16 protein-coding genes are annotated in these 13,793 nt (G+C 69.7%); 8 read left to right on the forward strand and 8 right to left on the reverse strand.

All coding sequences use genetic code 11. The features are described 5' to 3' along the window. Window positions 1-32: 32 nt before the first annotated feature. Window positions 33-1,487, forward strand: coding sequence for a hypothetical protein (locus IF28_RS0103495; RefSeq protein ID WP_030213703.1), 1,455 nt, complete (start codon window positions 33-35; stop codon window positions 1,485-1,487). Window positions 1,488-1,495: 8 nt separating this feature from the next. Here the strand turns inward: IF28_RS0103495 and IF28_RS36925 are convergent, their stop codons facing one another. Then, entirely contained in the window at window positions 1,496-2,017 is a 522-nt protein-coding gene (locus tag IF28_RS36925) for an NUDIX hydrolase (RefSeq protein ID WP_030213704.1), read from the reverse strand. Window positions 2,018-2,232: 215 nt separating this feature from the next. Here IF28_RS36925 and amcB point away from each other — a divergent pair, with 215 nt between their 5' ends. The 7 genes from amcB to IF28_RS36050 all read left to right on the forward strand — a co-directional run bounded on the left by amcB (window position 2,233) and on the right by IF28_RS36050 (window position 7,120). Then, window positions 2,233-3,384, forward strand: coding sequence for a cyclophane-forming radical SAM peptide maturase AmcB (amcB, locus tag IF28_RS0103505; protein ID WP_051713620.1), 1,152 nt, complete (start codon window positions 2,233-2,235; stop codon window positions 3,382-3,384). Continuing rightward, entirely contained in the window at window positions 3,381-3,572 is a 192-nt protein-coding gene (gene amcA / locus IF28_RS0103510; protein ID WP_030213706.1) for a multiple cyclophane-containing RiPP AmcA, read from the forward strand. Before amcB ends, amcA begins: the two co-directional genes overlap by 4 nt. A gap of 74 nt (window positions 3,573-3,646) precedes the next feature. Further along, entirely contained in the window at window positions 3,647-4,333 is a 687-nt protein-coding gene (locus IF28_RS0103515) for a pentapeptide repeat-containing protein (RefSeq protein WP_051713621.1), read from the forward strand. Window positions 4,334-4,362: 29 nt separating this feature from the next. Next, the gene (locus IF28_RS0103520; RefSeq protein ID WP_030213710.1) at window positions 4,363-5,088 is read left to right on the forward strand and encodes a hypothetical protein; all 726 of its coding nucleotides are present in this window, start codon (window positions 4,363-4,365) and stop codon (window positions 5,086-5,088) included. A 44-nt stretch (window positions 5,089-5,132) separates the two neighbouring features. Further along, window positions 5,133-5,642 (forward strand): hypothetical protein, encoded by a 510-nt coding sequence (locus IF28_RS0103525; RefSeq protein ID WP_030213713.1) that lies wholly within the window; start codon window positions 5,133-5,135, stop codon window positions 5,640-5,642. Further along, on the forward strand, window positions 5,639-5,893 hold the full coding sequence (locus IF28_RS0103530) for a hypothetical protein (protein ID WP_030213716.1): 255 nt from the start codon (window positions 5,639-5,641) through the stop codon (window positions 5,891-5,893). The genes IF28_RS0103525 and IF28_RS0103530 overlap by 4 nt, the downstream gene beginning before the upstream one ends. 630 nt (window positions 5,894-6,523) lie before the next feature. Then, window positions 6,524-7,120: a phosphotransferase gene (locus IF28_RS36050; RefSeq protein ID WP_051713622.1), complete on the forward strand. Its 597-nt coding sequence runs from the start codon at window positions 6,524-6,526 to the stop codon at window positions 7,118-7,120. Window positions 7,121-7,507: 387 nt separating this feature from the next. On the opposite strand, the gene IF28_RS39065 is transcribed toward IF28_RS36050, so the two are convergent. The 7 genes from IF28_RS39065 to egtD form a co-directional block, all read right to left on the reverse strand. Then, on the reverse strand, window positions 7,508-7,819 hold the full coding sequence (locus IF28_RS39065) for a hypothetical protein (protein ID WP_158713645.1): 312 nt from the start codon (window positions 7,817-7,819) through the stop codon (window positions 7,508-7,510). Continuing rightward, the gene (locus IF28_RS0103540; RefSeq protein ID WP_030213718.1) at window positions 7,816-8,541 is read right to left on the reverse strand and encodes a hypothetical protein; all 726 of its coding nucleotides are present in this window, start codon (window positions 8,539-8,541) and stop codon (window positions 7,816-7,818) included. The genes IF28_RS39065 and IF28_RS0103540 overlap by 4 nt, the downstream gene beginning before the upstream one ends. A gap of 43 nt (window positions 8,542-8,584) precedes the next feature. Then, the gene (locus tag IF28_RS39705; protein ID WP_234324866.1) at window positions 8,585-8,860 is read right to left on the reverse strand and encodes a hypothetical protein; all 276 of its coding nucleotides are present in this window, start codon (window positions 8,858-8,860) and stop codon (window positions 8,585-8,587) included. A gap of 859 nt (window positions 8,861-9,719) precedes the next feature. After that, on the reverse strand, window positions 9,720-10,340 hold the full coding sequence (locus IF28_RS0103550; RefSeq protein WP_030213724.1) for a hypothetical protein: 621 nt from the start codon (window positions 10,338-10,340) through the stop codon (window positions 9,720-9,722). A gap of 31 nt (window positions 10,341-10,371) precedes the next feature. Further along, window positions 10,372-11,061, reverse strand: coding sequence for a tryptophan synthase subunit alpha (trpA, locus tag IF28_RS36060; RefSeq protein WP_234324876.1), 690 nt, complete (start codon window positions 11,059-11,061; stop codon window positions 10,372-10,374). Between the two features lie 144 nt (window positions 11,062-11,205). Then, window positions 11,206-12,474, reverse strand: coding sequence for an MFS transporter (locus IF28_RS0103560; RefSeq protein WP_030213727.1), 1,269 nt, complete (start codon window positions 12,472-12,474; stop codon window positions 11,206-11,208). A 277-nt stretch (window positions 12,475-12,751) separates the two neighbouring features. After that, window positions 12,752-13,744, reverse strand: a complete 993-nt coding sequence (gene egtD / locus IF28_RS0103565) for an L-histidine N(alpha)-methyltransferase (protein WP_051713624.1) — start codon at window positions 13,742-13,744, stop codon at window positions 12,752-12,754. Window positions 13,745-13,793: the final 49 nt, after the last annotated feature.

Below are 13,793 nucleotides of genomic sequence, written 5' to 3' on the forward strand. Positions count from 1 at the left end.
CGGTCTGGGTCGTTCGGCGGCGGAGGCGAATCATGAAGAGTGCGCACGTGGGGCTCGCGGCGTTCGAGAACAGAGTGAGCGAGGCTGCCCGGACCCTGCTGCACAACCAAGGGTATGACGGCGGGTGGGGCCTCACCCTGACCTCGGTCTCGTCCATCGTCAACACCAGCGAGGTCCTGCCGATTCTGCGGGCCGCCGGCATCGCCGGACAGCCGGTTCGACAGGGGCTCGACTTCCTCACCGGCGCCATCCCGGAGCACTCGCGGCCCCGGCCCAAAGGCGGCCGTGGTGAGCACACCCGGTTCATCGCCTTCGGCCTGGCCGGACTGCTGTCCCACCCCCGCTTCTTCCACCACAACGGCGTCGCGGAGACCGCGGCCTGGTGCGTCGGCTGGCTGGAGGACCACCAGGTCGACCACGGCTGGCCCGAAGTCCTCGGACTCGACGACACCTCGCTGCACCAGACCGCCTTGGTGGTGCACCGGCTCGCTGAGCTCCGAGATACCCTCCATGATTTCGGCCCCGGGCTCCTCTTACCTGGCGGGGTGGAGACCAGCAGCCTGTTGGAGCGCGTCGAGCCGCTGATCGGCCACGGAGTGCATGGTCTGCTCTACCACCGGCGCCCCAGCGGGGCATGGGGGTGGCGTACCTATATCGACACCGAGCCGAGCCCGAGCAAGACCGCGCTGTGCCTGCTCGCGCTGTCGGCCGTCTGCTCGGGCACCGGGCCCGGCGGCGAGCCTGCCTTTCGGGACGGCCCGCGGGAGGCGGGTGGGGTGCACGGCCCGGTGCAGCGGAAGCGGCTGTCCGAAGTGGTCGTCGAGGCCGGACAGTGGCTGCTGCACAACCACCACCGGTGGGAGGAGTTCGTCGAGGACGACAAGGATGTGCAGGGCACGGCCTGGGAGCACATGGCGTACGCGCTGTGCACCCAGGCTGCCATCCGGGCCGGTGCGAGCCCGCGTGATCCCCGCCTCGCCAAGGCGTGGAAGTTGATGAACGGCCTGTGGGACCCGGAGGCCGGACTGTGGAACGAGCCGGGTGCCTCGGGTAAGCGCGCCACCATCCGGGCCGCGTACTACACGGTGTCGGCCTACATGGAAGCGATGCAGCGTCTGGCCCGGTTGAACCTTGCCGACCCCGCCTCCGAGGACGCGAGCGAGGCGTCGGCCGAGATGGTCATCGTCCATGTCGCCCTCGGTCCTGGCCGGACCGTCCTCCTCGGGGCGCGCGACAGCGAAGGAAGGGTGGCGTGTGAGCTGTCGGAGCGCCTTTTCGACGTGGTGAAGATCGTGTACGACGCTCCTGAGGCCGGAATGTCGACCGAGCGGATCGCGGCGAAGCTCTACGTCGCCCCGTCCTCGGTGCCCAAGTACGTTCAGCGCCTCAACCGGGCCGTCTCTGCGGTCTTCGGCGGCGCCCCGGCCCGGCTACTGCTGGCCAGTACGGTGGACGGGGCCAGCGGGTATCGCCTCGCGGGGCGGTAGGCCGCCGCCTACGACGTGGCGCGCTCCCCGGCCACCGGGTAGTTCAGCAGGGCGAACCGCGCCAGGGAACGGACCTGGTCGAAGGTCTTGAGGGTGTCGAGGTCCTCCAGGCCGAACCAGGCGGCCCCGTGCACCTCTTCGAGCTGCGCCTCCACGGCCTGTTCCCGGGTGCCCGGCTGCCGCTGGACGTAGAAGAACTGGACCAGCGCCGGCGTCGGGAAGCCTTCGCGCTCGATGTCCACGTAGAACGGCACGGGTTCAGGTGTGGCGTTGTGGTCGGCCGGGTGGATGGCCGGCTGGCTGGAGATCGCCTCCACCAGCAGCCCCGTCTCCTCCTTGAACTCGCGCACCGCCGTGCCCGCGAAGGACTCCCCGGGCTCGATATGACCGCCCGGCGGAACCCATTTGTCGAAGCGGTTGTGGTGCACGAGCAGCACTTTGCCACGCTCGACGAGGTAGCCCGAGCAGCAGTACACCAGACCGATGTCGCGGGCGGTCTGGCCGTCGTGGATCAGAATCGAGCGAGGCACCCCGCCACGATAGCCCACCAGGCAACCACTCGAACTCCCGTGCAGGTGAAGCGACTTCAGCGCAGTGTCAGCGCCGCGCCGATGACATGTCATCGGCAATGACAGCGCGATGTCATCGCGTACACGTCACTGCGGGACGGATTGTGGTCGTATCCCCGGCCCGCGGCTCCCGCTCGCGGTCGGCGATGCCCCTGTCCGTCGAGGAGAGGACCCCGATGCGCTCTCGCCCGTCCCCGTGGCGTGCCCGGTACCAGCAGCGGTTTGCGGCCCCGCAGACCGTGGTGGTGCAGCCCACGACCTGGTGCAATCTGGACTGCCGGTACTGCTACCTGCCGTTTCGCAAGCTCAAGCACCAGATGCCCCTGGAGGTGGCCGAGGCCCTGGCGCAGGCGGTGGCCCAGTTCGACGACAGCGGCCATCCGATCGGCATCGTCTGGCACGGCGGGGAGCCGCTCGCCGTGGGCCAGCAGAAGTTCGCAGCCCTGCTCGCGCCGTTCGAGGCCCTGCGGCAGGCGGGCCGAGTCCACCACTATGTGCAGACCAACGCAACACTGATCACCGAGACGTGGTGCGACCTGCTGGCCGCGTACGACGTCCGCGTCGGGGTGAGCATCGACGGCCCGGCCGCCTTGAACGCCGAGCGCGTCGACCTGCGAGGCAAGCCCGCCTTCGACCGGATCCTGCGCGGAATCGCGCAGCTGCGCGAGCACAGCATCCCGTTCTCCGTCATCTCGGTGGTCGGCACCCTGGGCATCACGATGCCGGAGGAGCTGCTGGAGTTCCTGACCTCTCTGGGCGGCCATTCGGTGGGATTCAACATCGAGGAGATCGAAGGGGTCAACGCCGACCGCCAGCCGCCAACCGCTGGCCAGGCCGAGGAGTTCTGGCGCCGCATCCTCACCTGGACCCGCCGGCATCCTGGCGCCCCGGCGCTCCGGGAAGTCGAACGCCTCGCCGAGTACCTCCAGCTGATCCGTTCCGGCCGGAGAGCTGAGTGGGACGGGCGCCGCCTCGACCCGATCCCCACCATTTCCTGGAAGGGCGACGTGGTCCTACTCTCCCCGGAACTCGCGGACACGGCGGCGCCCGAGTACGGCGACTTCGTGGCCGGCAACATCCTCGACCGCCCCCTGCCCGAGATCCTCCGTGATGCCCACCGGCTGCGCTACGTACGCGACTTTCTCACCGGCCTGGACCGCTGCCAGGCCGAATGCGAGTTCTTCGACTTCTGCCGCGGCGCCCAGGCCGCCAACCGCTACTTCGAGAACGGTGACCTCACGACCACCGAGACCAACTACTGCCGGGTCTCCCGGCAGGCCCTGGTCACGGCCCTGTCCACGCTCGCAACCAAGGAGGCTGTTGCATGAAGATCCTGGACCGACTCACCACATCCGACACCCCCGTCGTGATGGAGTTGATAGCCACGCACGACGTCCCGCCCCCGGTGATCGTTGAAGCAGCGTGGGACAACCGGCCCACGTGGGACAACTGGGCGAAGAACCCGGCCCCCTTCGACAACCGCCCGACCTGGGACAACTGGAACAAGAAGAAGTAGGCCGCGCCGCTGCTGGCACGCCTGGGGCGTGCCAGCAGCACCGGCGACCGAGCCACCGCGCTGAAAGGCTGTTGATGGACACCCGCACGATCCGCCGTACGAGCGTCACGCTCCCTGCCCTGAACGAGCCGGGCCTCTACCTCTCCAACGTCACCTCGCTGGAGGGCGGCCGTGGTCGGGTGGCGGAGTTCCACTACGCCGACGCCGACCTGCGGGACCTCGACCTGGCCGACACCCACCTGATGGACGGACGGATCACCGGCCTCAAGGCCCAGCGCACCCGCCTGGAGAAGCTCCGCGTCGACTCCGTGGAGTTCACCGGATGCGACCTGTCGTCCCTGCAGTGGACCGACAGCAAGATCTCCCGAACCGTCTTCCGCGACTCCAAGCTCATGGGCGCCGCACTCGAAGACGTGACGCTCGACAACGTCCTGTTCGAGAACTGCAAGTTCGACTACAGCACCCTCACCCGCGTCCGGGCCGCCGGCCCGGTGATCTTCGCCAAGTGCTCTCTACGCGAGACCACCTTCGCCGCCGCTGACCTCGGCGCCGCCCTGATCGATGACTGCGATCTACGGCTGACCGAGTTCGACGGCGGGAAGAACCACGGCCTGGACCTCCGGGGTAACGACCTCTCCCAGCTCCGCGGCCTGGCCTCGCTCAAGCAGATTGTCATCGACCACGCCCAGACACTCCAGCTCGCTGAGGCCCTCGCCGTCGAGCTGGACGTCACCTTCGGTGAAGACCTCGACGACAAGTAGCCCCGCACCTGCCCTGGGGAGGCACGGCCATGGGCCCACAGCTCGTATTCCACTCCTTCGACGACCTACGCGGCCGGTGCGACACCGCACCGGTCCGGCAGACCACCAGCGAGTCCGATTACGACGACGGCGCTATCGTCCCCGACGAGAACTGGAAATCGATCACCGCGGCCGACGCCGAGCAGCATCGTGCCGATGACTCGGTGCCGGACAGCATCCGGATCGAACTCGTACACCGACCGCTGCCGGACCTCGATTCCGACGACTTGGCCGGCCGCCTCGAAACCGCCGCCCGCCTCGACCCCCTCAACGGCCATTGGCCCACCACCCTCCTGGGCTGCGCCGCCAGCCCCGGCCACTGGACCACCACCACAGAGGACTCCACCACCGGTCGCCGGATCGGACTGCACGTCGACAACTTCGACCGACTGCCGTACGCCCGACGCCACCAGGGTCGCCGACGGCTCTGCCTCAATCTCGGCCCTGGCCCGCGCTACCTGCTCATCGGCGACCACGACATTCAGCAGATCTGCCGCACGCTCCACGCCGACCCGGACCGGCACCACCCCCACACCGAGGACATCCGCCGGTACGTCACCGCAGGACACCCGCTGCGCTGCCTGCGCATCCGCCTCGATCCGGGCGACGGCTACATCGCTGCGACCGAGTTCCTTGCTCACGACGGCTCGACCGCCGGTATCGACCAGCCCTCCGTCGCCGCCTTCTGGCTCGGCCAGCGACCGAACGCGTCATGACCGATCAGCCGCGAGACAGAGCTCAAGGACCGGGAGACCCTCGCATGGACGCGAGGGCGCCACACCCCGCGCTCGACCCTGCCATCGCCTGGCCCACGCTCGGCATGTGGGTTCGATGGGAAGGCGAGCGTCTCGACCTCGTGTCGCTAGCGCCCGCACACGGCACCACAACGGATCAAGTCCTGCTGCCGTGCTCTCCGGAACTCCTGATACAGCTCGGGAAGATCTCGCTCGGCAACAGCCGTGCCGGCCTGTACGCCGTGCGCCTGGCGGAGGACGGCGCGGACCACCGTCTGGTGCTCTGCCAGCGGGGTTGGGAAGGTGCGGTCCGAATCAGCGGAGCCGTGTCCTCGATCGCTGAGCCGCTGTACGGGAAGACCCGAGCCGCCATGCTCGCGGCCGGCCGCGAGCAGAGAGCCGCGGGGAACCAAGACGACGCCGCACAGTGGAGCACGATGGCCCGCCAACTGCTGCTGGCCAAACGATCCTCCCGGCGCGGACGCAGCGTCCGAACGATCTCGGGTGGACTGCCCACTCTCGGCAAACACGGATGAATGAGGGGGACGAACTATGCGAGCCCTCCCGGCAGCAGTTCCCGCCGATCCTGCACGAGGCCGGGCTGGGCTGGCACCAGCTGGTGTGTGCGCTGCGCGACCTGCACGGACCCGACCGGCACCTGGTGAAGGAGACGAACCTGTTCTTCGCGGCCGACACGGTGCCCGGGGTCCTGCCTCGGTCGCCAGCTATCGTCCTGACCCGGGCCCCGTCGGGATCGCGTCGTCGTTCGCGCGCGTTCCGCGAGTGAACCGAAGCTGTCCCTGGCGCTCACTGCCTACTCCCGCACCCACCCTGTCGACGTCGTCACCACCACCCAGCCCATGACCGACCTGGGCTGGATACCGGCGACCTGTGACGCCGTGGCCCCGTACCCGCGAGAAGCCGACGCGCGCGGGCAGCCGCGAGGCCTCCCGTGGGGAGCCGGGAGGCGCGGCGGGCCCCGCCGCCACGGGGGGAAGCGGCAGGGCCCGAGGGGCCTCCACCTGGGGGTGAGGGGCCGTCCGCACACCATGCACCACAAACCGGCCACCGGGATAGATCCCGACCGGAAATAGGCGCTGTCAGTGCCAGCGGCAATGATGGGCTGCCACCTCACCTGCGCGTCGCAAGCGTCAACGTCCGCTGCGCTCGGGTCCTTAACCTTTTGCGCGGGCGGTTCGGCGAGGCCCCCATCGGACGGGCGGCCATCGATGAGGTGACCGCTTATAGAGAGGGCATCTTGCTGCCCCGCGCGACCGGCCGGTGAAATGGGCGGGTGGCTCCCTTGGCGACGTCTCGTGACCCCTTCGCCCAACACCGACTCAACCGCACGGTCCATCTCGCGTGCCAGCACGCCGGATTGCCGCAGACAAATAGACCGGAGTTGATACATGTCACGATGAACGCGCTCTTCAAGATCCCCGGCGATCCGGTCATCGTCCGTATCGCCCCGTCTGCCACTCTCCTGGCGGACACCGAACGTCTCGTTCAGGTCGCGCGCTGGCTCGAAGCCGTCGACTTCCCCGCCGTCCGTCTGCTGCCCGAGATCCCTCAGCCGCTACTCATCAACGAAACCGACCACATCGTCACGTTCTGGCTCTACCTGCCGCAAGACGGCCGCCCGACGCCGCGTGCCTACGAACTCGCTGGCCCACTGCTCCACTTGCACGCCCTGCCCACGCTGGAGTTCGGCCTTCCCCAGTGGGAGCCCATCCGGGAGATGCGCGAACGTCTGGCCGATTCGTCGATCCTCCCTCCCGGGGACCAGGCGTGGCTCGGCGACAGCGTCCAAGAACTCGACGAGCAGCTCCGGGATCTCACCTACCTACTCCCGCACCGGGGTGGTGTCATCCACGGTGACGCCTACATCGGAAACCTGCTCCGTGGCCCCATGGCGAACCTGTGTTGTGCGACCTGGACTCCTTGTGCCGCGGCCCCGCCGAGTGGGATCTCATCCCGGAGTTGGTGGCCTGCATCCGGTACCGACGCCCCATAGCCGACTACGACCTCCTGTGCCAGCTCTACGGTGCCGACATACGGACCTGGTCTGGCTGGCCCGTTCTCCGCCGGCTGAGGGAACTCAAGGTCCTCACTGCTGTCCTGCCGGTCCTCGACAGTAGCCCCGGTCTCGCAGAACAGGTCCGTCTCCGCCTGCACGGCCTTCGCGAAGGCGCCGAGGCCCCGTGGACTCCCTTCCGCATGACCCACTGAGCAGCCAACACGCGATTCGGCAGCCATCACCGACAACGCAGCGGCAAGGGAGGGGAGTTGAGAAACAATGAAGCCCGATGACGAAAACCGAAGCAGCTAGGAACCCCGGAGGCCGCCCTGCTGCTGGCCGCCCGCTCCACCAGCACCCGCAGCGGCAAGCCCCTGCTGACGTTCAAGAAGATCGCCGCCGCGCTGTGCTGAAGGAGCTGCTGAGCCAGTCACTGCCCGCCGGCCTCGCAGCGGCGGTGACAGGAGCCGTGACCGGCTCGTGGGCGGGCTCGGTGAACGGGGTGGAACTGGGCCGCGGAGCCCGCAGCACGAGGCGGGGCGGCAGCGCGGCGGCGTGCGAGAAACGCGGCTTCAGGGCGTCCGGCGGTGTGCGCGGGGCCTGGCGGACGGGCCGTGCCCGGTACGCCCGTCCGCGGCCGGTGAGATTGCGGTCGTGCGGGTGGGTGGCGGGGCGCGGCGGGGAGAGGGTTGTCATGCGCGATCCCTGGTCAGTCGGTGCAGCAGGGCTGCGAGGGTGGTGTGGTCGTAGGGGGTGATGCGGACCAGTGCGTGGGCAGCGGCGAAGCCTGCTCCGCCGGGGCTGGTGTCGCGGTCGGAGTGGAGCCAGGCGGCGATGGCGTTCACCAGGGTGCGGCGGCTTTGTTCTGGCGGGCCGCCGAGCCGGTGTATCGCGACGGCGGCCTCGGTGTAGAGAGAGGCAGCGGCGGCGCGGTCCTGGGCCATCACGGCGAAGTACGCCTGGAGTTCGGTGCCCATCGCTGCGTACGGGTGGTCGTGGCCGTGGCGGGCGATGAGGTGCTGGGTGGCGCGGTGGGCGGCCTGTTGTGCGGCACGCCAGTGCCCCGCGCGCTGAGCTGCGCGCGGGGTCTCGAGCAGGCCGGTGTCCTCGGGGATGCCCTGGTTCCATATCGGGTCGACGGGCTGGGTGTTGGCGGGCGGGTCCTGGCCGGGGTGGACCGTGCCGTCGGCGGCGATCTGCTGCTGGTCGATGTGCCCGTAGGGGTGGCCGATGGACAGCAGGATCGGTCGGCCGTGTCGCTGGGCCGCGGCGCGCAGGGGGCCGCGGACGCGCTCGATGAGGGCCTCGGCCTGGTCGGGGTGGCCGTCTTGCCGCAGCCCCTGGGCGTGGATGCCGCCGCCGGGAAGGACGATGATCGTCTCGTGGATGTCGGCGGTGAGTGACGGGCCCAGGGGCATGGTGGTCTTCCTCGGTCGTGGCTGGATGGGGTGGGGTGGGCCGTCAGCGGGAGTCGACCAGGGCGTAGCGGTAGTCGAGGATCTCGGGCTTGCCGTGGCGGGGCAGGTGGACGACGGCCTCGCCCTGGAAGCTGTTCACCACCACGGCACGTGGCGTCTTGTTGTAGACCGACTCGGTCATGCCGGGGGTGATCTGCAGGCCGGCGTTGGTGACGAGGGTCTCTGCCTTGTGGGCGAGAGAGGTGATCATCAGGACGCCGGACGAGGTGGTCAGGGTGTAGGTCTTGTCGTGGGTCGGCGTGATCGGGAAGAAGTTCACCGTGGCTTGGGACCCGAGGTGGTCGCCGCGTTCCTTGTAGGTCTTGAGGATGGCCTTGGCGTTGTCGTTGGCGTGGGAGAGTTTGCTGCCGTCCTTGGTGCCGCCGCTGGCGAAGAGGTCTTCGACGGCGTTGGTGACGCCGCTGGGTGCGAGGCTGCCGACCGGGGTGTCCGCGTCGGCGGGGACGGCCAGGCCGCCCTTGGTCCGGGGGGGTCGGGAGCGGTTGCTGCGGGAACAGGGAGATGACCTTCTTCCAGGTGCCGCCGGTGTCGGCGGACTTCTCGAAGATCATGAATGTGTGGTTCGTGCCGTTGGTGGAGGCCTCGGCCGCGAACCAGTTGCCGGTGGGCGGGATGTAGAAGGAGCGCCGGGTGAAGTAGAACGGGGTGCCGTAGTCCTTCTTCTCCTTCGCGCTCAGGGTGTCGAACTGCTCATAGTCGGCCTTGCTGCGGGCGTAGAGCTGGCCGGCTTCCACGGTGGAGAGGAGGCTCGCGTCGCGCGTCTTGTTCGCCTTGTTGTTGATCTCCTGGTAGTGGTCGAGGATGGACCCGGCAGTCTTGTGGTCGACGACCCCCTTCGGAGCGGGGCTCGCGCTCGAGGTGGGGGCCGAGCCGGTGTCCGAGCCTGGTCCACAGGCGGTGAGACACAGCGCCGCCGCTGCGCCCAGGGCTGCGGCACCGGCACGCATACGGGGTGGGGACGGGTGCTGTTGGGGGGAGGGCATCTGGATCACTCCTGGTGGAATCGAGCGAGGGAAGGGGTGCTCCGCTCCGGCGGGCGGGTATCAGTGCTGTGGGGGCGGCGGTCGGACGGTCCCCGCGTCCGCTCTCGCGGTGAGGGTGGTTGGAGCGGCGTCCGGTCAGCTCTTCACGGGCCACTCCAGGGGCTTGCTGTAGAAGCCCTGGCTGAGCTGGACTGCGGCGGCCTTCTGGCCCTGTGGGATGAGGAAGGCGGTGCAAATGCGCTGCGACTGGCCTGCGACGAGCTTCTTGTCGGAGTCGAACGCCGGGCAGTTGGGCCACTGCGCCTGGCCGAGCAGCACGATGAGGGCGCGGGTGCGCTGGCCTGTATCCGTTCTGACAACCAGATCGTCATCCATGTCGCCCAGCGCCATCGGCTTGCCGCTCTTGTGGGTGAGCGTCGACCAGACGTACACGGGCACCTGGGGGCCGTCTTCCTTGTCCTGCTCAAGCCCGGAGTTGTCCATGTCGGCCTTGCTGCCGACGACCACCTTGGTGGGCGTGACCGTGTAGGTGGCCCCTCGGGAGCGCTGCATCTGGCTCTCTTGGACCGGGCTGGCCTCACCCAGCTTGAACGTCGTCTTCTCTTTGCCCGCGCTGGTCGTCGAGGCAGATTTCTCCCTGGTCGCGCCGGTGTCCGAGTGTGCGCCGCAGGCGGTGAGGGTGAGGGCCGTGGCGACGCCGACGGCGAGCACGGTCAGGTGGCGCGGGCGCGGGATCGAGGCCGAGGAATGGGGCATGGTGGTTCCTCCTTCAGGAACTGGGGACGGGTCAGGCTGCGGAGCGCCGGGCGCGGCGGACTCCGGCGGCGAAGTCGCGAGCGATCTCGTCGGCGGCGGTGGCGGGCGTGTTGGGCTCGTCTCGCATGCGCCGGATGACAGCCGAGCCGACCACGACGGCGTCCGCGTACGCGGACGCCTGTGCAGCCTGGCCCGGTGTGCTGATGCCGATGCCGACCGCGACCGGCAGGTGGGTTGTGGTGCGCAGGCGGTGGACCAGCCTCGGCAGGTCGGGGCTGAGCGGGTGTTGGGAGCCCGTGAGGCCGGGGGTCGCGGGGGCGTAGACCATGCCGCTGTGGGAAGCGCCGATCGCCGCCAGTTGTGCCGTGGAGGCGCGGGACTGGATGAGGGGGATGGTGTGCAGGCCGGCCGAGGCTGCTGCTGCTCTCCATGCCTCCGCCGCTGGCGGGGGAAGGTCAGGGATGAGTACCCCCGCGCCGCCCGCAGCGGCCAGCCGACGCGCAAAGGGCTCGATGCCGTACTGCGCGATCGGGGCCCAGTACGACATGACCAGCAGCGCGGCAGGTGTGGACGCAGTCAGTTCGGATGTGGCCGTGAAGACATCGTGCATCTGGAAGCCAGCGGCCAGTGCCTGGGCGGAGGCTTCCCGGATCAGGGGGCCGTCCATGACCGGGTCGTGGTGCGGGACGCCGATCTCCAGCACGTCGGCGGACTGGGCCATCGAATGCAGCGCGTCCAGGCTGGCTGGGGGTGGGGTAGCCGAGTGGCAGGTAGAGGCTGAGCGCGGCCCGCCCCTTCGCGTGGCTGACGGCAAGGGCCCGGTCGAGGCGGTCGGCGGGCGGCCAGGACGGCGACGTGGAGTTGTTCATGACGGCCTCTCGGGCGACGGGTGAGGGGAAGGGGCGGCTGCCGTGCGCACCGCGAGGCGCCGGCAGACTGGGGCGGAGAGGACGAGGGCGAGCGTGGCCGTGCCTGCCGGGAGGGCCCAGGGGCCCTCGAGCACGCCGGCGGCCGCTGTCCCCAGGGACTGGCCCAGCCCGAAGGCTGCGATGAGCCAGCCGTACGCCTCGATGAGCGTGCCGGGCGGGGCAAGCTCTGCGACCACCTGATACGCGCACGTCAGCAGCGCTCCGAAGGCCATGCCGGGCGGCACCGTCAGCGCGAGGGCGGCGAACGGTGGCGGGTCGAGGCTCAGCGGCACCCAGACGGCCGCGAATACTGCGGCGGTCAACGCGAGTTGCCGGCTGAGGGAAGCGGGCAGCGGCAGCGCGGTCCAGGCGGCGGTCCCCAGGAGCGCACCGATCGACACCCCGGCGGGCAGGACGCCTGCCAGCCACTGAGCGGAATGCCGTTCGCTCGCGGTCAGGGCGGCCACCGACAGCGCGCCGAGTGTCCCGCCGACCACGGTGAGGACGAGCAGCATCCATCGCATGCCGACCGAGCGCAGGGCACCGAGGGCTCCGCTTCGCACTTGCGCGGGTCGCCACCTGCGGGAAGGAGCCGATGCCGCGACGGCGAGAGCCCCTCCCAGCCCGAGGCCGGCGGCCACGGCGAAGGTGAGGCCGGGCGGTGCCACCGCTGCAGCGGCGACAGCGGTGAGAGGACCGGCGGCGTAGACAAGTTCCTGGCTTCCGCTGTCGAGGGCCAGCGCCGCACGCAAATGCCGCCGCGTGGGGGTGATCGCGGGCCACAGTGCCCTCAGGACCCCCTCCATCGGCGGGGCTGTTGCTCCCGCGACGGCGACGGCGGCGGCTGCAATCAGCAGGTTGAGCGTTTCGGCGGCCGCAAGGATGAGGAGTGCGGCCGCCGACGTGATCGCGCCGGCCATGAGTGTGCGGGTCTGTCCCCGCCGGTCGACCAGGCGGCCGAGCAGCGGCTGCCCGACCGCTACCGCGAGCCCGTACAGGGAGGCGAGCGCAGCCCCAACGCCGTATCCGTGGCCGTTCGCCCGCGCAGCGATCAGCAGCGCGACAGGCGTCATGCCCAGCGGCAACCGGCTCACGAGCGTGGCGGTCAACAGGCGCGCTGCGTACGGCAGCCGCAGCACGGTGCCCCAGTGCACGGGGCGCTGCTGGGTGTGGTGCGTCGGCGCGGCGCGGACGATGGGGGCGGGGGGTGTGTCGACCGCGCTCATGTGTGCGCTCCGCGGTGCAGACTCGTGTGCCGCCGGGTCCGGCTGCCGTGGTCATTCGCCTCGGCGGTCCGTGACTCATCGCCGATGGGCGCGGGCCGACGAACAGGCACGTGGGCCTGCGTCGGGTGGCCGAGGGACGGAAGGGCGTGCGCGCCCGGGCACGCGAGGGCGCATGCAGCGTGCGCTGAGCCGTCGGTGGGGCGCATCATCGTCCTTCGGTTGACATGGAAAGCCCGACGCCGGGTGGATGTGTGCGAGGGATCGGCGGAGACGGGCATCAGGCCGCCGGGGTGATGTCGTCGGCGCGTGCGATCATGGCCAGTCCGTAGAGGCGGGCGGGGTCGGTCCACCAGTGGCTCAGCTCCAGGCCAGCGGCGTTGAGCTGCGCGGCAAGGCCGTGAGGATGGAACTTTGCGCTGACCTCGGTGCGCAGTTCCTCTCCCGCGGCGAAGGGCACGACCAGGTCGACACCGCGCAGGGTGACGGTCTGGTCCCGGCGGGACCGCAGACGCATCTCGATCCACTCGTGGTCCGCGTCCCAGACGGCCACGTGCTCGAAGGCGGCCACGTCGAAGTCGGCGTCCAGTTCCCGATTGAGGCGATGCAGCAGGCCGAGATTGAACCGGGCGGTCACGCCTGCAGCGTCGTTGTAGGCGCGAATGATGACGGCTGGGTCCTTGACCAGGTCCACGCCGAGGAGCAGGCGGTCGCCGGGGGCCAGGCGGGAGGTGAGGGTGGCCAGGAATGCCGCTTGCTCGGGGGGAAGGAAGTTGCCGAAGGTCCCGCCGAGGAAGGCGAACAGGCGGGGCCCGTCGGTGGGCGGAAGGTCGACCGCGGCGGTGAAGTCGGCAAGGAGGGGTTTCACCGTCAGGCCGGGGTACTCCGCCGCGATGGAGGCTGAGGCCTGGGCCAGGGCGCTGGAGCTCACGTCGACCGGCACATAGCTGGTGAGCGGGCCGCTCAGGGCATCGAGCAGCAGACGTGTCTTGGCCGAGCACGAACCGGAACCCAGCTCGATCAAGGTTCTGGCGCAGGTGAGCCAGGCGATGGTGGTGCAGGAGTCGGCGATGATCGCCTGCTCCGTCCTGAACGGGTAGTACTCCGGCAGCCGGGTGATCTCGTCGAAAAGCTGGCTCCCGTCCGCGTCATACAGCCACTTCGGCGAGAGCTGTTTCGGGGACGTGGCGAACCCCCGTACGACGTCTGTGCGCAGTTCAGCAAGGTGATCGGGTGCGGGCGAGGTCACGGCGGGCAGAGCGGGTGCGGTCATCGCGAAGTCCTTTGGACAAGTGAGGGGGCGCGGGTGGGGACGGTGTTCA

The sequence above is a fragment of the Streptomyces sp. NRRL WC-3626 genome, assembly GCF_000718785.1.
GTDB lineage: Bacteria > Actinomycetota > Actinomycetes > Streptomycetales > Streptomycetaceae > Streptomyces > Streptomyces edwardsiae.